Source organism: Halobacteriovorax sp. RZ-2 (assembly GCF_043196685.1).
In the GTDB taxonomy this organism is placed as follows: domain Bacteria; phylum Bdellovibrionota; class Bacteriovoracia; order Bacteriovoracales; family Bacteriovoracaceae; genus Halobacteriovorax_A.
Genome location: NZ_JBEBMR010000001.1, coordinates 758,025 through 779,662 on the forward strand (window position 1 = coordinate 758,025; position 21,638 = coordinate 779,662).

Genomic DNA, 21,638 nt, shown 5'->3' on the forward strand with positions numbered 1-21,638 from the left:
GCCCCTATGATTTCGTGCAACAAAGAACTTACTGGTCTCCGTAAAGGCTATTAATACTGGCCTTTAGCTTCTCCATACTCTTGGTTCTTAAAATTACTTCATCACTATTTAAGAGAACTTCAACTTCACGATCAACAGTCTTCCCACCTTTTCTCACAATATTATCAAGAACAGAAATACTACAACCATTTCTCCCCTCATTATAATTGTGTTTAACATTTGAGTTTTCTGTACGCTCAGACATTTGAAGATTTCGATTGGTCTGTCTTTCAAGAATATATGCAATGGAAGCAGCATCACATAACTTCGCTAAATCAAGGCGAGAAACATCTTTGTAGCAATCATCCTGTACAAGCCCAAGAGAGATAAGCTCCTCTTTAGCAAAATTAGCAAGAAGCCCTTCTCTATGGGCAACTTCGAGATAATCCCTTGGATACATACCGTCTGCACAAACCGTATCAATACTTCCGCCTAGGGCCTGGTAATGAAGAAGGCTATTCATATTATTAAAAATGGTAGAACTTTTGAGCTCTTCCATCATCGCCTGCTGCTCATAAGAGCCAAACATATTACCTGAACTGGCGATTGCTGGATATGTCGAACTTATCGTTTCTTTCATATGATCAGTATTAAGATAAACCCCTTTAGCAAATTCACATGCCAAATTATCTCCTACCCCATTTCGATAAGACTCTGCCACATCAATATGCTTTGATATTAAATCAGAAATTGGTGAGGGCTTCCCTCCAAGTGATCTTGATAGGATCTCTTGTCTAATTAATTGCATGACCTTTGTATCATCAAGTCCCCCAGATTCGAGAGAAAGCTTTAATAATTTATAATAGTCGTCTGAAAGGTTCCCATTGGCATCCATACCGACATAACGAGGATATTGATTTGCTGCCTTTGCTAGCTTGGCCCCTTTGTAATTTTCTTTAAGATAACTAATTAGCCCATCCACATCACCTTCATAAGTAATGTAGGCCTTTGCTAACTCTAGGTCTTTATATGACTCATCATCAACAATATAGCCAGAAGCTTGGGCCGAACGAATTAGACGCTCGATAGCGGGATTAACTTTATAGAAACCAGTATTTGTTTCTACATTATATTCATAATATGGAGCTGTGGAGTTACTTATAATTTCAGTGACTAATTTTTCACGCTCACTACGACTTAACTCATTCTTTGGATCAACACTTGCGAAATAACTTTCTAAGTCCACTGTATCATTAGCTGGCCGAGATATATGATGCTGTAATTGATTTTTTGCAAATGCTGATGCAATCGCTTTTTCATCTGGCATCTCCAGATTAACACCATATTTAGTGAAGCTGCCCCCCATGCCTATTCCCATACCAGGATAGCTCCCCCCAGAAGAGTTCATATTTTGATTCTGTTCTTGAACCATGACACATTCGATACATGCATCCATCTCGGCAATGTCTTCGAACTTGTTATCAGAGGCAAAAGTAAAAAGAGAACAAAGTGATAATGTGGCGATTTTTAGTGCTTTCATGCTCTCCTATTCGGAAAGAGCAATTAGTACGCTTAAATAATTAATGAACTAAATAAAATTAGGAAGAAAGTGTCAGAGCTAAGATAGCATCACAATTAAGGCCAAGCTAATAAAGGCCACAATATTGAGAATAACGCCAAAGCTAATCATACGGTTCATCGGAACGAGACCTGTTCCATAGACAATCGCATTTGGTGGTGTGGCAACTGGTAACATAAAGGCCATATTACAACTAAAGGCCACCACAAAGGCGGCAGTAATACTTGAGAAATTTGCTTGAGTTGCTGCTGCAATCAGAATTGGGACCAGAACATTGGCCGCGGCCGTATTGCTCACAAGCTCAGTAAGTAATATTGAAATTCCAACAACAAGAACAAGAAGAGCTGCAAAGCTCCAGTTGCTAAAAATATTGATCAGGTTATTTGCCACAAAATCAGCAATTCCTGTTTTAAAAAGTGTCGTTCCTAGAGAGAGACCAGAAGCGAAGAGTAAAAGTGTTCCCCAATCAATCGTCTTAATATCGTCTTGATCCAATAATTTTGTACGACTATAAATTGGTGCCATAAAGAGCGTACAAGCAGCAATGATTGCAACCATCCCCGCTGTTAAATACTTTTGTACATAAATTGAAACGATATGCCCCTTACCTAATATGAGGGAGCATAAACTTGGAGCAAACCAAAAGAAAATCGTAATCGCAAAAATAACCATTAAGCGAATTTCGTTATTTGTAATTTTATTATTCTTTCCTAAGCTCATCATGAGATCATTCTTATCAACTTTCTTAATATCTTCAGTAATTTTTCTCTTTGCATAAAAGAATAAAATAATTGAAAAGAAGATTGTCAGGGGAAACCCAAACTTACACCAATCCCAAAAAGTTAAAACTTGATCTGTATGCTGCTCAAGTAGTCCCATTGTAATAAGGTTTGGAGGTGAACCAATTGGAGTGGCCATTCCACCAACCGATGCGGCATAAGCAACAATTAATAGAAAATACTGCTTTGTTGTTTCTTCTTTCACTTTAAAAGACTTAAGTAGCCCAAAACCGATTGGTAACATCATTGCAGTTGTAGCGGAGTTTGAAACCCACATCGAAAATAGACAAGTGACACCAATAACGACGGCCAGAGTGCGATTGAAGTCCCCATCGATGAAGCGAGAGTTTAGAATCGTCACTGATAACTTTCGATCAAGGCCAAGCTTCTCCATGGCACGCGCTAAAAGAAAGCCTCCCATGAAGAGAAAAATGATCTGTGAACTGAAGCTACTAAAAGCTTCTTCAAAAGTAACCACACCAAAGAGAACAGTAAGTGCTACTCCCATCATGCCAGAGATAAAAAGTGGAGTACTTGAAAGGAGCCACTGAATAACCACGTAAGAGAATATCGCTAAAAACGTTTTAGCATTACTGTCGAGATTTAAATTAGAAGTATAGACAAAAAAGAAAGCGATGATGCCAAGAAATTGAAAGATTACTGACATTGTCGAGCTATGTTTCCACTCATGTAAGAATTCACGGTATAAGCTTTTAAACATAGATCAATATTCCAAAAAAAAGGCCCTCCTAACAAGAGGGCCTTCTGCAATTATTTTAAGAAACCAAAGTGTAATTCGTCAGTCTGCTCTTTTGCAGGTACTGATGGTGCATTCGACATCATATCACTTGCTGTCGTTGTTTTTGGGAAAGCGATAACGTCACGGATATTATCAGTTCCAGCCTTAACCATAGTGATACGGTCTAGACCTAGAGCAATCCCTCCGTGTGGAGGAGTTCCGTACTTAAGTGCATTTACGAAGAACCCAAATTGACTAGAAACTTCTTCTTCACTCATTCCAAGAACTTCAAACATTCTCTCTTGAACTGCACCGTTGTGAATTCTAATTGATCCACCACCTAGCTCGTATCCATTACAAACAAGGTCGTAAGCTTGAGCAGGTAGGTCACGAAGAGTTTTATTATTTACATTAACTTCTTCATTCATGAATTTATCCATTTCACTAATCTTAGGAGAAGTGAATGGGTGGTGTTTTGCATAGAATCTTTCTTCATCTGTTTCAAAACATGGGAAATCATTTACCCATAGGAATGCATAACCATCTTTAATAAGACCAAGTTCGCGTCCTAGGTGACGACGAAGAGCATCTGCACTATCGTGTACAATTCCCTCTTGGTCAGCGAAGAATAGCCATGTTCCGTTTGCAGCATCACCATCTAAGTCTGAAAGATTAGAAAGTGAAGCAAGAACATCATCAGTGATGAATTTTGAAATACCACCAGATGCTTTCCCCTCTTCAACTTTAAAGAAGGCCACACCTTTTCCACCATGTGGCTTAACTACATCAACAAATCCATCAAGGATCTTACGTGAGAAAGTTCCCATTGAAGCTGGTACGAACATCGTCTTAACCATGCCACCACTTTCAATAGCTGATTTGAAAACACCAAATTCAGTATCTTTGAAAAGCTCTGAAACAATATGTTGTTTTAGGCCAAAGCGAACATCTGGCTTATCTGAACCATAATCTCTCATGGCATCGTTATAGTGCATAACTGGAATTTCAAAGTCAGCACCAAGCTCAAAAATATTTCTCATAAGATCTGTTGCAAGGTTTTTCATATACTCTTCAGTAGCGAATGAAACCTCAATATCGATTTGAGTAAATTCAGGCTGACGATCAGCTCTTAAGTCCTCGTCACGGAAACACTTACAGATTTGAAAGTACTTATCAGTTCCACCAATCATGAGAAGTTGTTTAAGAGTTTGTGGTGATTGTGGAAGTGCATAAACGTGACCTGGATGAACACGAGATGGAACAACATAGTCACGAGCACCTTCTGGTGTCGACTTATAAAGAATTGGCGTCTCAACTTCGATGAAGTCATTTGCGCTCATTGTATTTCTTACGTCTAGAGTGATTTTAGAACGAAGCTTTAGAATATCTTGAAGCTTCTTTGTTCTAAGGTCTAGGTAGCGATACTTAAGTTTATTATCTTCAGTTGCTTCAGTAGCACCGTATGGAAGAAATGGAATATTATTAATATCACACTCAGATAGAACTTGAAGGTCTGTTACATGAACTTCAACTTCACCTGTTGGCATATTCTTATTTAGTGCTTCTTCAGGACGGCCTGCAACTGTCCCAACAACTTTAATAACTGATTCAAGGTGGCATTTTTTAAGAAGATCAGCGTCGCCCTTGAAATTTGTGAAGTTAAGTTGAGTTACACCAAACTTATCTCGTAAATCGATAAAAGTTAGACCACCAAGGTCACGGTTCTTATTTACCCAACCGCATAGTGTTACTTCATTTCCGATGTGCTCGGCCCTTAATTCTCCTAAATTGTGAGTTCTCATCAAACCCTTAATCTGTGACATGCTAATCCTCTTGATATATAGTTTTTTGGTATGAAATTTATAACAAATTCTTCACATATTCTCAGTACATTTTTTGTATTTCTACTCTTAACGCTAGGCACACACGCCCATGCCCAATTCATTAACAAGAAGTGGAATGAGAAAATCCTAATCACACCAAAGAATAGTGAGATAAATGTCTCGTGGGCAGTGTCAGAAGAAGAGAAGCAGCAGGGCCTAAGTGGACTCAAGGCCAATAAAATGAAAAAGAACGAAGGGCTCGTCTTTGTCTATTCGAAAGAGATGCCCCTAAAGTTTTGGATGCCTGATACTCACTTTGATCTCGATATTATTTTTTTAGATAAAAACTTTAAAGTAGTAGCGATTGAAACACTTCCCCACTATCCGAGTCGCAATGAACCGCAAAAGATTCCAACGACAAAGGTTTATCAGGGTCAATTTGTCTTAGAACTGCATGCCGGAATGGCAAAGAAGTATGGAATTACCAAGGGCTCCCAACTTAAATGGAAGAAAGCCCTCGATCAGAAGTTTCAGAAGTCTCTGGGAATAAAATAAGGTATTCATCACGAGCAATATACCCAAGGTGATCACGCACAAGCTTCTTCTTGTAGCGATGATTATTTCTGATTAGATCCAGCTCTTTCATTAGGCCATCATTCTCTGCTTTAAGTAAAGTTACTTCATGGTAGGCCTGATCAAGTGTCGACTTCTTATCAAAGTACTCAATGACTCCACCCTGAGAAAAAACTAAACGCCCAAGTAGAAATAAGCAAAATCCCCAGCAAAGCTTCACACCCCAGTGTGTAAGCTCACCTTTCTTTTTAGACTTTGACTTTACTTTTCTCTTTGCGCTAACAGCTGTCTTTGCTTTAGCAATTGCTTTTGCAGGTGTTTGATCTGCATAATTAACAGTTGCCGGTGCAGTCGCCTTCTTTCTTAGAGGCGAAGACATTTCAATATTATCAGCTTGAGTAATTGGTTTTCTTGTTGGAGTCCCACTTGCAGAAGGAGTCGGAGTTGGTCTTGGCGCAGCTACCGGCTTTGGAGCGGCACTTGCCTCTCGTTGAGCGCGTTGAGCACGAAGTTTTGCTAAAACAGAAGAGCCCGATTCACTAGATTCTCCCTCATCACGTGATGGAGCAGACATCGGTCTTGGTCTTGGACGAGCAGTTGCTGATGCACCAGGAGTTGGAGGTGGAGTTCCCATCGGTCTAGAAGTACCTCTAGAGGCCATCTTTGCACGATTTCTCTCAATCGCCTTTTGCATTGCTGCACTTCTTGAATTTTGCTCTGAACTACTATTAGTCTTCGATGCAGACCCTGACGCAGAAGGTCCACGATTTCTTCCTAGTGAAAACTGCAAACTTACATCCTGTTTTTTGCGAAGCATTCCTCATGAATACTTTTTTTCCCAATATCAATATTTTAATGCGTTTCAAAATTTCGCACAAGTAGTTTTCTCACGGAAAACTTATCGTGACAAAGCGCACAAAGGCATTTCGGCCGTTTTAATGACGACTAAGACAGAAGATTCTGAGTTGTTGAATAATCGAAATTTGTATTTAAAGCTTCGATATGAAGCCAAAACTTTCTGATTGTTGCCAACTCAATTAGGTATAATTTTAAAGTATCGTCTAGTCCCTTAAGAATTTGAGCATCGTTATCAAGCTCTCCTTCTTCAAAAACAAGTGACAATTCTTCAAAAACTCGGTGAAAGCGATCTTTTGGTTTTATTATAAAATGCTTTTCGGAGATGCTGAACTCTAAAAGATTCATCTTCTCTTCAATGGCCTTTTCCAGACGTGTAAATAGGATACTTGCAATACAAACATCACCAATTGGTCCTAATTTCAGTCTTTCTCCACTGCCCTCAAGCTTATGGCTTTTGAAGTTAATTCTAATCGCATCATCACTTCTTTGATACCACCAGCTAAAACCAGGGTCAGAGATATTGCAAATTAGGTCTTCCTCCAAAGGAAAGCGCTTATTAAAAATTTGATCGTAAATAACTTGAGCAAGATCTAGGTTTGATATTTCATAGTAAAGAGTTGCGGCCACTTCACTCTCATCGATTCTTAGTGACTTTAGTGTTGTCAGATCACCTGAGTTTGCCAGCTCGAATGTTTCGCTAATATTGTCCGAGATTACGCCGCGAATAGAGAATGTTGAGCTACTCTTAACGATATTGTAAACGAAGCCAGAAGTTTGTGGATATTCTGCACTCGACTCTGATTCAGACTCTAAACTATCTGAGCCAAAAAGAAATTCATTTCGAAAATCTTCATCGGCCAAAAAAGTATCTTGTGTATTTAGGTTAAAAGTCTCTTGTGTAAGAAAATCAAACTCGTTGTGCACTAACCCCTCCATAGGCAATACATATGATTATAGTTTAATAACTTTTGATACGTATTGGCAAGAATTTGAAATTACAAAGAAACTAAAAAACTGCGACAAAAATCTTTAAAAATAAAATGACAATCATTGGAGAGATATCAAATGGAATATCCATTTCAGGTAACATGCGACGAACTGGCCCGCATGTGTAGTCTGAGAGTTGCTTAATTCTGATACAAATTGGATGTGACTTATATTGAGGAATATAAGAAATAATCACATCAATGATGAGAATAAAAATATAAATATCAATTAATGTTCGAATCAAAATAGAACCCCTTTGAACTGCTCAATAGGATATATAAGAAGCAAAAAAAGTTCAAGCGATGGTAAGGAAATAAAAGTGATACTATTTCACGATAGTGGCCGGAAGTACCTTCCCTAGCTTATTACAAGCGATTTCATATTTATTCTGACAAGAAAGCTCAAGATACTTTTGCGCCTTTGCATGCTCCCCGTCATCCTGATAAATATCAGATAATAAGAAACAGGCCGGGGCATTATTCTCTTGTTCACAGACATATAAATAGAGGTCGCGTTTAAAGAAAACGTAGATGATGGCCATAACAAAGAACACAGAACCCATAAAGGCCCAATTCTTTTTGTAGCTTTTTCTAGAATGTATTACTTCTTGTTGCTCGCTCATTCAAATAAACTCATTTGTGAACCCATGACAATATCGTCAAAGGAGATACCCATAAATTTTAGCACATCAGTTGCCACTGGAGACAGTTGTTTGTCAATATAGTGCTGATAATCGATATCTTTTGGCGCAAAGTCCAGTGGAACAGGCCCATGCATTGTTATTAAGTAGTCGATTTTCCTGATATTCTTATCAGGCTCCTTTTCTTGTAATAACCTTGCGGCCTTCACATGAGGAGGGTTAGACTTTGTGTACTCACTAATATCTTTAGATAACCTCTTTGAATAAATCAATTCTTTATCAAATAGGCCATTTTTAAGATCATTTACATAATTCTTAATATATTCGTTTAAAGATTCTGCATTAAAAAAGCGCTTGTAGATTTCGTATTGAAAGCTCTTTGCGGCCTTAGTCCAATCAGAACGAACAAACTCCATGCCAGAAAAATATAATTCACCATTATCAAAAATTCCGGCATAGCGTTTCTTTGCCCCCATTTCAGAACTTCGTGATTCAGGAATAAAAAGCTTCTTAAAACACTTTTCATATTCCATCTCAAGATGTGACTCAAGATCATAATCTCTTTCAATTAATTCTGTTAAATGAGTTGTTATTTTGCGTGCTAGATCTGTACCCGCCTTATCCTTTTGAGAAGTCTCTAAGAATTTTAGCTTGATAAAGACAGAGTCAGTGTCACCATAAACAACTTCATAACCAAGTGAGCGGGCATAATTCATGGACTCACTTAAAAGCCACTGGCCTGTTGAAGTTATCGAGGTTGCAAGGTCCGCATGATAGAAGCGACAGCCACCTGAGCCCATCACCCCGTAAAATGAATTCATTAGAATCTTTACGGCCTGTGATAAGTTCTTATCTTGTCTCGTTTTTGCAATTTCACGTTGCTTTAAAAGAAAGTCGATTTGTTCAGGAAGAATATGCTCCGTCTTAGAAAAGGCAACACCGTTTTTAAGAATTGTTGAATTCACATCACCTTTTAAACGAGAAAGAGGATCTATTTTAAAAGTTTTAATAATCGTTGGGTAGAGAGACTTAAAATCTAGAACCACAACGTTTTCATGTAACCCTTTAGTTCCCTCAATAACGAGTCCACCAAGAGATGCACTTTCTTTATCAATATCTAAGGTATTTCCTGCAATAAACCCTTTACGGTGAAGACGCGGTAAATAGATATGATCAAAGGCACGTGTTGAGCCAGAGAGGCGATCAATTAACATCCCACTAAGTTGTACGCGGCGATAAAGGTGATCAATAATTTCTAGCTTCTTATAAATATCAAGAACGAGGGTACAGTCGAGAATATTATATTTTGCAAGAGCATGCTTCTCTTCTAAAAAGCGCCTTGTGATCTCTTCAACCTTATCCATCCCTGTTTCAGTAATATCTTTATTCGCACCAAGCACAGCAGTAGCGACAGTATCGAGTTTAAAATTTTCAAATTGATAAAAAGCCGCTCTTAAAGTTGGTGGCCCATCAATGACTTGGCGACCAGCAATTGTTGAAAACCAACCGGCCCCCTTTCTTTCTCTCAAACGAACTTGAGAGCCATCGCGCCCAAGATTAAATTTAATACCAAATTGTTGGCACTTTCGTTCTAAGAACTTTAAGTCAAAACCAATAACGTGCCAGCCGACGATAAAGTCTGGATCGTAATTAGGAAAATCGTTAATGAATGAAATCATTAATTCTTTTTCACTACGATAGAAAGTTGTTAACTCATCATTTGAGTACTGGCCACTTTCATCAACCATATAAACTTTTTTGATATCACGATCACCTATTTGATGGATTGCAATTGAGTAGAGATCATTTCCCATACTCGTTTCAATATCTAAGGACATAATATTAAAATTAGGCGTTGGTTTTTGGGCGGACTCATGAATTCCCAAGGCCTTCATTTGTGGGTTATGAAAAACACGCATCTTGCCCATCACTTGAGCTTGCCCTTGAATAAGAACTTCACCATTAATGAATCTCTCCATCAAGAATCGCTCATTTGGTCTCACATCACTTTCATAGGTACGGATTCCATTTTTATGAAAGTGCTCTCTTGTATCCATGAGATCTTTATGACGATTAAAATAAATACCATCTAAGCTTCTGCCATTGAAAGCTTTTAGGTTTAACTTCTTTCTCTCACCTTGAAAGCTAAGATTTAAGTTGGCATCACTTTCAATAAAAAAGAGAGGACGCTCGTTTGAAATAATCACTTTAACAACATCTTCTGGCGTTTTAATCCAAAAGATAAGTTCCATATGATTGGCCTGATCAAAAACTTGATCGTGAATGATAAAACCCTGTGTGCTTATGATATTCGTCATGGACAGAGCGTAGCTTATTTAGAGCAATTTGTTAAAGAGGATTTAGCCTTTTTTAGTATTTTCTTAAGTTTAGACATTGGCAAAAGCCCCGATATGCAGGGCATGACAATAACAATCGTATTCACAGTATTCAATTTAGTTTTTTTAGTGGATTTCTTTTCGGAAAAGGATGACAAGGGCAAGAAGTATCGCTTACTGAGCTATATGTTCTTTGGTGTCTTGGCACTCTTATCCATTCAAGTTTTCCAAAACCCTGTAATGACCGTGGTATTTACAGCACTTTCACTACTGTCCTTAGGATTCGCTCTATTAAATGAGTTCTTAAATCCCCCTAAGAATTCAAAAGAAAGAGTCTACAATGGCCTAGTGAATATGCTCTTACCAGTTGCGATTTACTTTATTGCCCTAAGATGGTTTCCCTCAGCTGGAAACTTCGTGGCAGCAGAAGGAGGACAGGATATTAATCGCAATATCTTCATTATCCAAACTCTTCTGGTTCTGGGTGTAGCTTTCAAGTATTCCCCTACCCTCATCTTTACCAAAAAAGCTACCAAAGAACTTAATGAAGATATCAAAACTATCAAGTTATAGTCCCTTCTGGGACTAGATCATGTGGCCATGATTACCCGATCTATGCTAGTGTGTAGGTACTTAAACGGAGATAATTATGGCCACTTTTAAATCAACAAAACACTTCTATGGTTTCCCATGTACACATCGTCAATGGAAAGCAGATTCACACTGTCGCTTCGTTCACGGATACTCTCGCTCATTTCATTTTGAATTTGAATGTTCTGAATTAACAAAGGAAATGTGGGTTATGGACTTCGGTGATCTTAAAGATGTAAAGGCCTGGCTTGATGATATGTTCGACCACACTTTTCTTGCATCACAAGATGATCCATTTATGGATGAATTTAAAAAACTTGATGAAGCAGGTGTCGTTCAACTTCGTGTTCTGCCAAATGCAGGAATGGAAGGAACGGCAGAATTCGTTTACGAAAAAATGTCTGAACTTATTAAGAAGAAAACTGACGGCCGTGTATGGATTTCTCGTCTTGAAGTAAAAGAGAACGAAAAGAACTCGGCAATTTATATTCCATAATTCTTATAGTGGGTTCATTATATTTTGAATATCTTGGACCCATAACTTTCCCTAAGCAAATAATTCCATTTACATCAAATAAACACTGAATAAATTAAGAAAATTTAAGTCAATTTCGATGAGTTAAAGACTTGAATAGTATTGTATTGAGTAATATAAATTTATCTTAATACTTGACCAAAAAGGATGTCACATGAAAATAGCGCCACTAAACTCTTGGATTAAAATAGATGAAAAGCCTCTTGTTATCGCTGGACCATGTTCAGCAGAAAGTGAAGAGCAAGTTTATCAGATTGCAAAAGAGCTAGTTGAAAATGGCAAAGTGGACGCCTTTCGTGCTGGTATCTGGAAGCCAAGAACTCGCCCAAATACATTTGAAGGTGTAGGACTAGTTGGCCTTCCTTGGATGGAACAAGTTAGAAAAGATTTTAATATTCCTATTACAACAGAAGTTGCTAATGCTTCTCACGTTGAATTAGCTCTTAAGCACAATGTTGATATTCTTTGGATTGGAGCACGTACGACGGTTTCACCTTTTGCTGTTCAAGAAATCGCTGAGGCCCTTAAAGGTGTCGACATTCCAGTTATGGTAAAGAATCCAATCAACCTTGACCTTGCGCTTTGGATGGGTGCTATTGAAAGATTTTCAAATGTTGGCCTAGATAAACTTGCTGCAATTCACAGAGGTTTTTCAAGTGCAGAAAAGACAAAGTACAGAAATAAACCATACTGGGCCATTCCAATCGAACTTAAAAGATTAATGCCAGATCTTCCAATTATCTGTGACCCTTCACACATTGCCGGTAACAGAAATCTTATTGGAGAGGTTTGTCAGAAGGCCATGGATATGAATATGGACGGTGTGATGGTTGAAACTCATATCACTCCAGATAAAGCTTTAAGTGATGCCGCTCAACAGGTAACACCTAAGATGCTTCATGAAATTATCACTCACCTACAAGTTAGAGATGCCGTTGGACACAATGACGGATTTGAAGATGAGTTAAATAAACTTAGAAATAAAATCGATCAAATTGATAATGATATCCTTGAATTTATGCATATGCGTATGAATATCGTTAAACAAATTGGAGCACTAAAGAGTGCAAATAACGTCACTCCGCTTCAAGTAGGAAGAATGGATGCTCTAATGAATGATCGTATTGCTAAGGGAGAAAAGCTTTCACTAGATCGTCGATTTGTGGAAGAGCTTTACCATGCAATTCACACTGAGTCAGTTAGAGAACAAACTCGTATGATGAATGATTTTAAGAAAGAATCATAAAAAGTGATATAATAAAGTTATGAAAGTATCTGAAAGAGTGGAAGGAATTGCTCCGTCTGGTAGTATCCAGATTTCGGCACAAATTACAAACCTTAGAAGTCAAGGAAAGGATATCATCGGCCTAAATGTCGGTGAACCAGATTTCCTGCCCAAAGAAAGTATTCTAGAGGCCATCTATGAGGCCCTTAAGAAAGGGAAAACTAAATACTCTTCTGTAAGTGGTGAGCCAGAACTAAGGCAGGCCATTGCAAGCTACTTTAATCATCGTTGTAAAACTCAAATTGAACCTCAAAATATCCTCGTTGGAAATGGTTCAAAACAAATTATCTTCAACTCATTTCAATCAATTCTAGATGAAGGTGATGAAGTTATCGTCCCTATTCCATACTGGGTCACAATTCCAGAAAGTATCAAGCTTGCTGGAGGAAAGTCTGTCTTTGTTAACTCACAAGAAGATTTTCACCTCGATCTTGATGCCATTAAGAATGCAATTACATCAAAGACAAAAGCAATCTATATCAACACACCAAATAATCCGTCTGGTGCAGTTTATACAAGAGAAGAACTAACAAAACTTGGTGAAATGGCCATTGCACACGATTTAATTATCGTTAGTGATGAAGCCTATGAATCTCTTACTTATGATTGTGAATTCGTCTCACCTCTTATGCTTGGTAAAGAAATTGCAGATCGATCAATTTCGATTCAAAGTTTCTCAAAATCATTTTGTATGACAGGCTTTCGCGTCGGTTACATGATTGCCAAGGAGGAGTTCATTAAGAAAGTAGACAGCTTCCAAGGCCATCTATGTGGAAATATTCCACCATTTACACAATATGGTGCCATCAATGCCATTGAGCATAGTGATGAAATCATTGGCGATATGTTAGAGACAATGACTGAGCGTAAAAAACGTGCTTATGAGTTATTCTCACAAATCTTCAAAGTAACTCAACCTCAAGGGGCCTTCTACCTCTTTCTTGATATCAAGCCATTTATTGAAAGAGGAATTGTGAATGACTCGGTTGAGATGGTGCAAAAGCTAATTGAAGAAGCTGGCGTTGCCCTTGTTCCTGGAAAGTTCTTTGGACAAGATGATTATATCCGCCTGGCATTTACAGATTCAGTAGAACGAATTGAACAAGCTTACGAAAATATAAAAAAGGTTCTTTGTTAATGAAAGTTGGAATTATTGGATTCGGACGTTTAGGAAAATTAATTTCAAAATACCTAGAAGAAGATTTTACAGTTGAAATTTATGATATAAACGAAAGTGTAAAAGTAGAAGTTGAGGCCATGGGGTGTCACTTCAAACCTCTTAAAGAAGTTTGTAAAAATCCAATCGTCATTCCTTTTGTTCCAATGAATAAATTTGAATCTGTTATTGAAGAGATCGCTCCACTACTATCTAAAGATGCTCTCGTTGTTGACGTCTGTTCCGTTAAGGAGATGCCAGTTGCTGCAATGAAGAAGCATCTGCCAGAAACAGTCAGCATTCTTGCCACTCACCCAATGTTTGGGCCAGACTCAGCAGGAGAAACTTTATTTGGAACTAAAATAGCTGTTTGCCCTGTTCGCATCGAAGATAAATACTATCAAAAGATTTGTGCCTTTATGCGCTTTCATGGAATCAAGGTAATAGAGACAACAGCGGCCGAGCACGATAAACAGATCTCCCACTCTCTTCTACTCACTCACATGATTGGAAGAACGCTAATGGATATGGATGCGAAAAAACTTCCGATCGACACAAAAGGTTACCGTAGACTTTTAAAAATTTTAAAGACTGTCGAAAATGACTCATGGGAATTATTCGCAGATATGAATGAGCATAATCAATATGCTAAACAAACTCGTGAAGACTTCCTCGAATCGTTTAATAAAGTTATCAAAAGGCTTGAAGATTGAATAAAGGAATGAAGGTAGCATTTCAAGGCACCAAAGGATCTTACTCAGAAGAAGCACTCTATAAATATTTTGGCAAGGAAGTTGAGGCCGTGGGCATTGCCCTAAGTGAAGACGTATGTAGCGCCCTTGAAAATGAGGAAGTCGCTTGTGCCATCTTACCTATCGAAAATAGCATCGTCGGAAACGTCGATATCAATATGGATTTAATTTTTAAACATGACTTCTTTGCCATTGGCGAACTCTACCTAGAAATTAACCATTGCCTTATGGCCAATCAGGGTGTTGATGTAGCGGATATCAAGGCCGTCTACTCACACCCGATTGCCTTGGCCCAATGTCATGGCTTCTTTAAGAAAGAAAGCCTAAAACCAGTTGCCGAGTTTGATACTGCGGGCTCTGCCAAAATCATCTCTGAATCAAAATCTGAAAATGAAGCCTGCGTTGGTTCACGCCTTTGCGCTGACTACTACGGCCTCAATATCATTCAGGAAAAGATTCAAGATGAAGCAGACAACTTCACTCGCTTCCTTATTTTCGTTAAAGAAAAGAATATCCCAACGGGAATTGGAAAAGAGAAAACAAGTATCGCCTTCACAACAAAGCACCATCCTGGAGCACTTCTAGGCTGCCTACAAGTTTTCGCTGACTACAGCATCAACTTAACGAAGCTTGAGTCACGCCCAATCCCTCATCAACCATTTAAGTATATCTTCTACGTTGATTTCATGGGTGCCCTTCACAATGACAAGGTTCAAGAATGCCTTAAAGAGTTAAAGCGCGACGCCAATGACATTAAGATCCTTGGAAGTTATCCTGCTGGACAATTCTAAGTTCTAAGTGCCATGCACCGACTAGGCCTTAACCTTTCGAATCGCGATAAAAGAAATGTCATCGTATTTAAGCCAGGCCTCTTCGTTTTGAATCTTGCAAAACTCAGCGAGGTTTTCAAATGACTTATCAAAGATCCCCTGTCCAATAAGTTCAGTAAGGGAGTCGTGAGGAATATTATCAAAAAGCCCATCACTTCCAATAAGGATCGTGTGACCTTTTTTGATACTGGCCCCAGAGGTTGATTCAATTTTTATAACGTCGTCACCCATGAGGTTATTGACATAATTTCTTTCAGGGTGAGCAAGAGATTCTTCCTGACCTAGGACTCCTGCCTTAACCATATGGCCAACTCCAGAGTGTGGAGTAGAAGTATAGATTTCATTCCCATGGGCATTCCAGTAGAGAATTTCAGAATCACCAACATGGTAGAAGCGAACCATATCATCTTTAATCTGGGCAAAGGCAAGAGTTGATCTTGCACCGGCCTTAAGATCTGATACGTTCTGATTTGCGGTTTCAATGAGTTCCAAACAATTGCTACCGTCTTTATAATTTGCAATGGCCTCAACGATTGCAACAGCAGCATCGCGCCCGCGCGGATGACCACCGGCCCCGTCAGAAACTCCAACAACAAAAGACTTCTCCTCTCCGCTAATAAAGAGAGCATCTTCGTTATTATCGCCTGATTCTTTTAACTTATGTTTGGCAATGAAGTAGCCAATGCGATAATCACCAAAGTCAAAAATATCGTGTTCAAATTCCGCTACGTCGGAAACAATTTTTTTAAACGGCATCTGACCAATCCATGGTTTCTAGGTGGTAACGAAGCATACTGATATTTTTAAATCGTTTAAGAATGATCCCACGCTTAAGTCCACAAATGATGTACTTAATGGAAGGAGATAATTTCTTATAATGCTTCTGTCCTCCTAGGATATCATAGAAAATTCTGATGATTTTAATAATATCTTCGTCGCGATTATCTTTTTTCGAGTCACCCCAGTGGTGAAGGTCAATAATCTTCAAATCAAACTCTAATCCAAAGCGGCGAATGATAATATTTTCGGTATGAAGGTCTCCGTGATACTCACCTTCAAGGTGAATAGACTCGACCCCTACGACTATTGAATAAAGTAGATGAATAGCAGAGAAGATTTCAAGGCGCTTACCTTTTTGCTTTTGGATAAACTCTCCAAGCATCTCCCCTTCAATAAACTCAGAAGTTAGACATGCTACTTTTTGACCTTTTAAAGTTACCAATTCATGAGAGATACAATCCATCACAATTGGACTATGACTGAGCTTTTCAAGTTTAAGAGCATATCTTGTGCTCACTTTAAATTTCTTATTTCTTTGTGGGAAATAAATCTTAATGGCCCTTTCAATATTGGTGTGTTTCTCCCTTACGCGGTAAACCTCACCCTCATAGCCAGAACCTAGTTTTTCAAGAACCACATAGCGATTTGCAATTGTTCTTCCTGGAGAAATATCAAACTCTTCAATCTCAACAATATCGCTTGCCTTAGTCAATGTGGCCTCCGTGGTGTGTTTGAATCATATCGGCTTGGGCCTGCATTTGCTCAAGCATAATCTTCTTTACTTCACGTCTTATTAAAATAATTTCTAGAACCAAAAAGACCGCAAAAACAATATAGAATCCAATGGACTTAAAAAAGGCCCAACGAGAAGTTGTTTCATAGATGGCCAAGTAACCCATAAAAATACCATTGAATAGTAGGAAGTAGGCCAAGTGGTACTCAATCTTTGTCATTATCTCTTCTGGCACATTGGCCTTCTTTTCCATATCTTCCATCATCGTAAGCATAAGACTTTTGCCTTGCTTGAGATTGAAGATAAGAAATCCACTTAAGAAGAGCCCCGTAAAGAATGGCTGTAACTTAAACCAAACTCCATCATGGCCGATCAAGGAGATTGGTCCAAGAATTAGAATAATGATAAAATTTAATTTAGAGATTGAATGAATGTGCTTAAAGAATACCTTCTCAAAAATGATTTCTAAAATCGCCAGCGAAAGACCGCCAATGATGGCAATCTCCACTGTCTGTGTTTCTTCAAGATACCAGTACAGGAGTGCTGGAAGAAACGATATTAGAAATAAGTTATTCTTTTTCATCTCATGTCGGATTATGCAGCATTTCTTCTTTTCTGGCAAAACTCCTCGAATTCTTCTTTAATACAACTCGGTTCAAGAATTTCAATTTGGTCGCGCATTGAATATAGCCAGTCAAATAAATAAAGAGACTTTTCGACAGATGCAGCCCAAATGATTTCACCATATTGATTCGTTGTTGAGTATGGATGACCTAGAAAGATTAAATTACTAATTGGCGTTAATTCAAAACCATAGTTTAACTTTAAAACTAAACGCTGATCGCTGCCATCAATATGCCTTAGCGCATTGATATACTCTTCAATTTCAAATCTTGAATACATTGAAGCGTAGTCAAAATCTTGAAATTCAATATCATCGACTTCGTTCATATCAATTGTGATTAGCTTCTTTGTTACCACGTCTTCACTAATGACTTTATAAAGATTTTGAGAAAGTACCACTCGCCAAGGGCGAACCTTCTTCTTAGAGTGATCTAAGAATGTAAACTCACAGACTCGTCCATCTTTACAGGCGGCCTGAATATCCTTAATAAGTTCTCGGTGTGATGTATTCTCAAGTAAGATATCACCGTAGTCCCTACGCCATGATAGTGGCATTAATAAGAACTCATCATCTTTGGGACGAAGGTCAATCGATAGTCCGTAGAAGTGAGACTTCTCATAGAACATATAGAATTCATCGCGATTAATATGATTTTTTCTTAGGAATGAAACCAAACTTATTGGCTTTCTAATTTCTTCTAAATTAAATAAAATATTCCAAAAATTTTGATCTTCCATAGACGAAAATGACGTCATTACAGCTCCTTAAATAACCTACTATATTTATCGGATATGGCCATCATTTCCTTTAGTGATTTTTATATAATTTAGTGCGATAATATTGCTATGGTATTGAAATCACTACTTAGGAATCCAGTACTAGGGTTCGGAATATTAATATTTATTATCTTTATCTTTCAATTAAGAGAGAATGGCGCCTTCCAAAAGCGTGCAGATCGCATGTTAGCGACATCATGTCGTTCAGTAAAAGTGCGTCTTGATAAGTATATGCACCCTTCTTGGAAGATTGAGTGTAATAAAAATAACCTAGAAGTGACAATTCCTGTGGATGAAAAGATCGTACCAGAGGGAACGGACAAAGAGATTCTTCGTCGTGAGATGTATAAGGCACTGGCCAATTCTTATATCTCAATTTCTCGTTATGCTATGGAAGAAAGTCTTGAGCGAACGATGATGGTTGTTGTGAAACTTGTTCACCCAAAGATGATTCTCTCATCTCTTTCTGAAGGAAAGTATGTAGTGAAGCTAAAGACACTTAAGAATAAGAATAACCTAGCTCGCCACATCCATCAGACTATCCAAGTCCAAGAGGTCGCAGAATAAATCTGCCGTCTCGGCCTTAAAGCAAGTCGTGTGTCCATTTACATCTAAGCAGTATTGAAAGGCGTGAAGATAAAGTCGCTGGTCTTCTTTCTCGTTATAGTCTTCGTTATAAAGAGGGTCTCCTATAATTGGAAAACCTGCGTGTGAAAGTTGAACACGTATTTGATGGCGATGGCCTTCATTTAAAGTAACCTTAACTAAAGAAAGATTCTTCTTGTCCTGATAGAAAACAGGCTCAACTCTTAAAGTCGCTTCAACTCCAATCTCATTGACGATCATCTTCTCACCTTTGATGCCACTTGAGACAAGGCGATCAGTTAAATCCATCCCCTCTTCAACCTTTCCTTTAACAATAGCAAGATAGGTTTTCTCCTTAGCGATTTGAGAAAAAGAATTTCTAAGATTTTCGTGAATAAGCTCATCTTTGATATAGATAAGAACACCACTCGTTAATTGATCGAGGCGATAAAGAAGGCCTTTCTCATAATCAGAGCGAGAGTTTCCAAGGCTTGGGAGATTAAAGTGGGAGCGCATGAAATTTAGAACAGTATCAGTTTCACTATACTCCATTGGGTGGCCGTGAATCCCCTGAGGCTTATTTAAGACGATAAAAATATCGTCCTCATGAATTACTTCAATGGCCTGGCCAGTATAGATAGGATTAACGTGAAAGCGATTTAAAAGATCTCGAGGTAGGTATAACTCACTCTTTGGAGCGAGATGAGACTGCAGTGCAACCTTTGAAATATAAGAGGTCTTAATTGCTTTATTAGAAAAATGGAGCTCCCCTTTAAGGAACTCCTTCAAACTATCTTTTTCAGTGAGATTACAAAAATTCTTATTGTGCTTCAACTTTGTGGCCATTATCTTCAAGATCACGTTTTCTAATCATAAATTCAACTTTACGATTTTCGTTATCAATCTCCATTTGAGATCGTCCCGGAAGGTCAGTTAAACGAGTATCACCATAGAATACCGTTGAAATTCTTTCTGGATTAATCCCTCTTCTAATAAGAGATTTAGTGGCCGCAGTGGCACGGGCGGATGATAACTCAAGAGCATCACTCTTTCCATCATTAGATACCTCACCGCGAGCGGCATAACCCATAACAAAGACTTTCCAATTACGTTTTTTAAGAAGGTCAATCATTCGCTGGTATGATGAAACAGCTATCTTTGTTGATTCAATTTCAACTGAACCACGCTTAAAGTAAATCTTGTCTTTAACACGAACGACAATCCCCTCGGCCTGTTCATAAACTGTTACGTTCTCACTTAAGTTAAACTCTTTTAAGTCATGACGCATATTTTTAAGAACTTCTTCTGAACCACGATTGATTTCATGCTTATCAAGAATTCCTTCCATTGTTAAAAACTCAATTGGAAAAGGTTTGATTGGTGTTTGAGATTCCATCATCGTTGGAAAGTTATCAGGAGACTTCCCCTTTTGAATAACTTCACCCTGTTGAAGAACGTTACCACCAAAGGCATTGCGAATTGAACCAAGGGCCGCTTCATATTTGGCCGTCTCAGTCTTTGCAAAAGAAAGAAGTAGTACGAAGAATGTAAGTAGAAGCGTTACAAGGTCAGAGAACGTCGCCATCCAACCGGGAAGGCCCGGGACACACTCAGGACACTTCGCGTTTCCACCGTCATCAACTACTGCAGCACTATCATCTGCCATTTCTTACTCCTTGATTACCCTTAGTATTTATTCCTCAAATACTCTTTTTAAATTTGTTTAAAACTTATTCTTATTCCTCACCTTCATCCGAAGCAGATCTTTCACTTGGTGGAAGGAATGAATTAAGTTTTTCAATAATCATACGTGGGTTCTCACCTGCTACAATTCCAAGTGTTCCCGCAACAACGATACTCATAGACATAAGCTCCATTTGAGATCGATATGAAATTTTATTCTTAACAGGCCCTGCAAAAACGTTGGCAATAATCGCACCATAGAACGTTGTTAGAAGGGCAACGGCCATGGCAGGACCAATCGCTGAAGGATCTGAAAGGTTCTGAAGCATCTGTACCAGACCAATCAGGGTCCCGATCATTCCCATCGCTGGGCCATCGGCTGCAACACCATCAAAAACATCAGCACCAGTTTTATGGCGTGACTCCATTGAATCAATATCCATTTGTAGAATTGAAGCAATAACTTCAGGAGGTCTGTTATCTGCTGCAAGAGTCATTGCCTTCTTCATAAACGGGTCATCAATTTCTGCTTTCTCTAATGCAAAAACTGACTCTCGTCTGGCAAGTTCTGCTAGCTCTTTAATCTTGTTAATTTTGTCTTTTGGATCAACTGGTGTGAAGAAGATTGATTTCATTGCAATTGCAACAAGACCTTTTACGACTTCCATTGGCCAACGATAAAGTGTTACTCCGACTAGACCTAGACCAACAACGAGTACTGAAGGCACATCAATGAAAATTGAGATCGCCCCACCTGACATAATGGAACCCATGATTCCACCTACTGCTAATACTAATCCTATGACTGATGCTATATCCATACAACATTCCTATGAAAATTTTCCTATTTCATTCTAAGTATCGGAAATGAGACGGACTACCTTAACAAAAATTTAGTAAGCACTTTAAATTGCATAGTTGTGGAAATTTCTACCGATTGAAGATGTTCAGCAAGGGGAAAATAAAAATGCCCCTCTTACTAAACCTAAGCTTAATAAGAAGGGCATTAAGGAG

At 38.4% G+C, this 21,638-nt stretch carries 23 protein-coding genes; 8 read left to right on the forward strand and 15 right to left on the reverse strand.

The genetic code is table 11. The features are described from left to right. Positions 1-28: 28 nt before the first annotated feature. From ABMA78_RS03605 to aspS, 3 genes are all read right to left on the reverse strand, one after another. Positions 29-1,519, reverse strand: a complete 1,491-nt coding sequence (locus ABMA78_RS03605; protein WP_392857138.1) for a hypothetical protein — start codon at positions 1,517-1,519, stop codon at positions 29-31. Positions 1,520-1,597: 78 nt separating this feature from the next. Further along, complete coding sequence (locus ABMA78_RS03610) at positions 1,598-3,058, reverse strand: SLC13 family permease (RefSeq protein ID WP_392857139.1); 1,461 nt, start codon at positions 3,056-3,058, stop codon at positions 1,598-1,600. 50 nt (positions 3,059-3,108) lie between these two features. Then, positions 3,109-4,899 (reverse strand): aspartate--tRNA ligase, encoded by a 1,791-nt coding sequence (gene aspS / locus ABMA78_RS03615; protein ID WP_392857141.1) that lies wholly within the window; start codon positions 4,897-4,899, stop codon positions 3,109-3,111. 30 nt (positions 4,900-4,929) lie between these two features. Here aspS and ABMA78_RS03620 point away from each other — a divergent pair, with 30 nt between their 5' ends. Beyond that, the gene (locus ABMA78_RS03620) at positions 4,930-5,454 is read left to right on the forward strand and encodes a DUF192 domain-containing protein (protein ID WP_392857143.1); all 525 of its coding nucleotides are present in this window, start codon (positions 4,930-4,932) and stop codon (positions 5,452-5,454) included. Here ABMA78_RS03620 and ABMA78_RS03625 read toward each other — a convergent pair. From ABMA78_RS03625 to ABMA78_RS03645, 5 genes are all read right to left on the reverse strand, one after another. After that, a complete protein-coding gene (locus ABMA78_RS03625) occupies positions 5,399-6,262 on the reverse strand; it encodes a septum formation initiator family protein (protein ID WP_392857144.1) in 864 nt (287 codons plus the stop codon). The genes ABMA78_RS03620 and ABMA78_RS03625 overlap by 56 nt on opposite strands. A gap of 155 nt (positions 6,263-6,417) precedes the next feature. Next, entirely contained in the window at positions 6,418-7,254 is an 837-nt protein-coding gene (locus ABMA78_RS03630; RefSeq protein ID WP_392857146.1) for a hypothetical protein, read from the reverse strand. A gap of 82 nt (positions 7,255-7,336) precedes the next feature. Next, entirely contained in the window at positions 7,337-7,561 is a 225-nt protein-coding gene (locus ABMA78_RS03635; RefSeq protein ID WP_392857147.1) for a YggT family protein, read from the reverse strand. Between the two features lie 81 nt (positions 7,562-7,642). Next, positions 7,643-7,939, reverse strand: a complete 297-nt coding sequence (locus tag ABMA78_RS03640) for a hypothetical protein (RefSeq protein ID WP_392857149.1) — start codon at positions 7,937-7,939, stop codon at positions 7,643-7,645. Beyond that, positions 7,936-10,275: a DNA polymerase II gene (locus tag ABMA78_RS03645; RefSeq protein ID WP_392857151.1), complete on the reverse strand. Its 2,340-nt coding sequence runs from the start codon at positions 10,273-10,275 to the stop codon at positions 7,936-7,938. Before ABMA78_RS03645 ends, ABMA78_RS03640 begins: the two co-directional genes overlap by 4 nt. A 102-nt stretch (positions 10,276-10,377) precedes the next feature. Here ABMA78_RS03645 and ABMA78_RS03650 point away from each other — a divergent pair, with 102 nt between their 5' ends. The 6 genes from ABMA78_RS03650 (at position 10,378) to pheA (ending at position 15,403) form a co-directional block, all read left to right on the forward strand. After that, the gene (locus ABMA78_RS03650) at positions 10,378-10,866 is read left to right on the forward strand and encodes a hypothetical protein (protein WP_392857152.1); all 489 of its coding nucleotides are present in this window, start codon (positions 10,378-10,380) and stop codon (positions 10,864-10,866) included. 76 nt (positions 10,867-10,942) lie between these two features. Beyond that, the gene (locus ABMA78_RS03655) at positions 10,943-11,380 is read left to right on the forward strand and encodes a 6-carboxytetrahydropterin synthase (protein ID WP_392857154.1); all 438 of its coding nucleotides are present in this window, start codon (positions 10,943-10,945) and stop codon (positions 11,378-11,380) included. Positions 11,381-11,573: 193 nt separating this feature from the next. Then, positions 11,574-12,665 (forward strand): chorismate mutase, encoded by a 1,092-nt coding sequence (locus ABMA78_RS03660; RefSeq protein WP_392857156.1) that lies wholly within the window; start codon positions 11,574-11,576, stop codon positions 12,663-12,665. Between the two features lie 19 nt (positions 12,666-12,684). Beyond that, the gene (locus ABMA78_RS03665) at positions 12,685-13,842 is read left to right on the forward strand and encodes a pyridoxal phosphate-dependent aminotransferase (RefSeq protein ID WP_392857158.1); all 1,158 of its coding nucleotides are present in this window, start codon (positions 12,685-12,687) and stop codon (positions 13,840-13,842) included. Continuing rightward, positions 13,842-14,573, forward strand: coding sequence for a prephenate dehydrogenase/arogenate dehydrogenase family protein (locus ABMA78_RS03670; protein WP_392857160.1), 732 nt, complete (start codon positions 13,842-13,844; stop codon positions 14,571-14,573). The genes ABMA78_RS03665 and ABMA78_RS03670 overlap by 1 nt, the downstream gene beginning before the upstream one ends. Positions 14,574-14,581: 8 nt before the next feature. Next, positions 14,582-15,403: a prephenate dehydratase gene (gene pheA / locus ABMA78_RS03675; protein ID WP_392857161.1), complete on the forward strand. Its 822-nt coding sequence runs from the start codon at positions 14,582-14,584 to the stop codon at positions 15,401-15,403. A gap of 21 nt (positions 15,404-15,424) precedes the next feature. Here pheA and ABMA78_RS03680 read toward each other — a convergent pair whose 3' ends face one another. From ABMA78_RS03680 to ABMA78_RS03695, 4 genes are read right to left on the reverse strand one after another with little or no spacing between them, the layout of a single operon-like run. Further along, positions 15,425-16,198, reverse strand: a complete 774-nt coding sequence (locus ABMA78_RS03680; protein WP_392857163.1) for a PP2C family protein-serine/threonine phosphatase — start codon at positions 16,196-16,198, stop codon at positions 15,425-15,427. Continuing rightward, the gene (locus tag ABMA78_RS03685) at positions 16,188-16,934 is read right to left on the reverse strand and encodes a protein kinase (protein WP_021266293.1); all 747 of its coding nucleotides are present in this window, start codon (positions 16,932-16,934) and stop codon (positions 16,188-16,190) included. Before ABMA78_RS03685 ends, ABMA78_RS03680 begins: the two co-directional genes overlap by 11 nt. Beyond that, positions 16,927-17,538, reverse strand: coding sequence for a septation protein IspZ (locus tag ABMA78_RS03690; protein WP_392857166.1), 612 nt, complete (start codon positions 17,536-17,538; stop codon positions 16,927-16,929). The genes ABMA78_RS03685 and ABMA78_RS03690 overlap by 8 nt, the downstream gene beginning before the upstream one ends. A gap of 11 nt (positions 17,539-17,549) precedes the next feature. Continuing rightward, complete coding sequence (locus ABMA78_RS03695) at positions 17,550-18,335, reverse strand: WYL domain-containing protein (protein WP_392857169.1); 786 nt, start codon at positions 18,333-18,335, stop codon at positions 17,550-17,552. Between the two features lie 90 nt (positions 18,336-18,425). Between ABMA78_RS03695 and ABMA78_RS03700 the strand changes: the two genes are divergently transcribed. Next, positions 18,426-18,923, forward strand: a complete 498-nt coding sequence (locus ABMA78_RS03700) for a hypothetical protein (protein ID WP_392857171.1) — start codon at positions 18,426-18,428, stop codon at positions 18,921-18,923. On the opposite strand, the gene ABMA78_RS03705 is transcribed toward ABMA78_RS03700, so the two are convergent. The 3 genes from ABMA78_RS03705 to ABMA78_RS03715 form a co-directional block, all read right to left on the reverse strand. Next, entirely contained in the window at positions 18,873-19,787 is a 915-nt protein-coding gene (locus ABMA78_RS03705; RefSeq protein WP_392857172.1) for a pseudouridine synthase family protein, read from the reverse strand. The two genes, ABMA78_RS03700 and ABMA78_RS03705, sit on opposite strands and share 51 nt — an antisense overlap. After that, positions 19,762-20,607, reverse strand: a complete 846-nt coding sequence (locus ABMA78_RS03710; RefSeq protein WP_392857174.1) for a flagellar motor protein MotB — start codon at positions 20,605-20,607, stop codon at positions 19,762-19,764. Before ABMA78_RS03710 ends, ABMA78_RS03705 begins: the two co-directional genes overlap by 26 nt. 70 nt (positions 20,608-20,677) lie before the next feature. After that, positions 20,678-21,445, reverse strand: coding sequence for a motility protein A (locus ABMA78_RS03715; protein ID WP_392857175.1), 768 nt, complete (start codon positions 21,443-21,445; stop codon positions 20,678-20,680). Positions 21,446-21,638 lie beyond the last annotated feature (193 nt).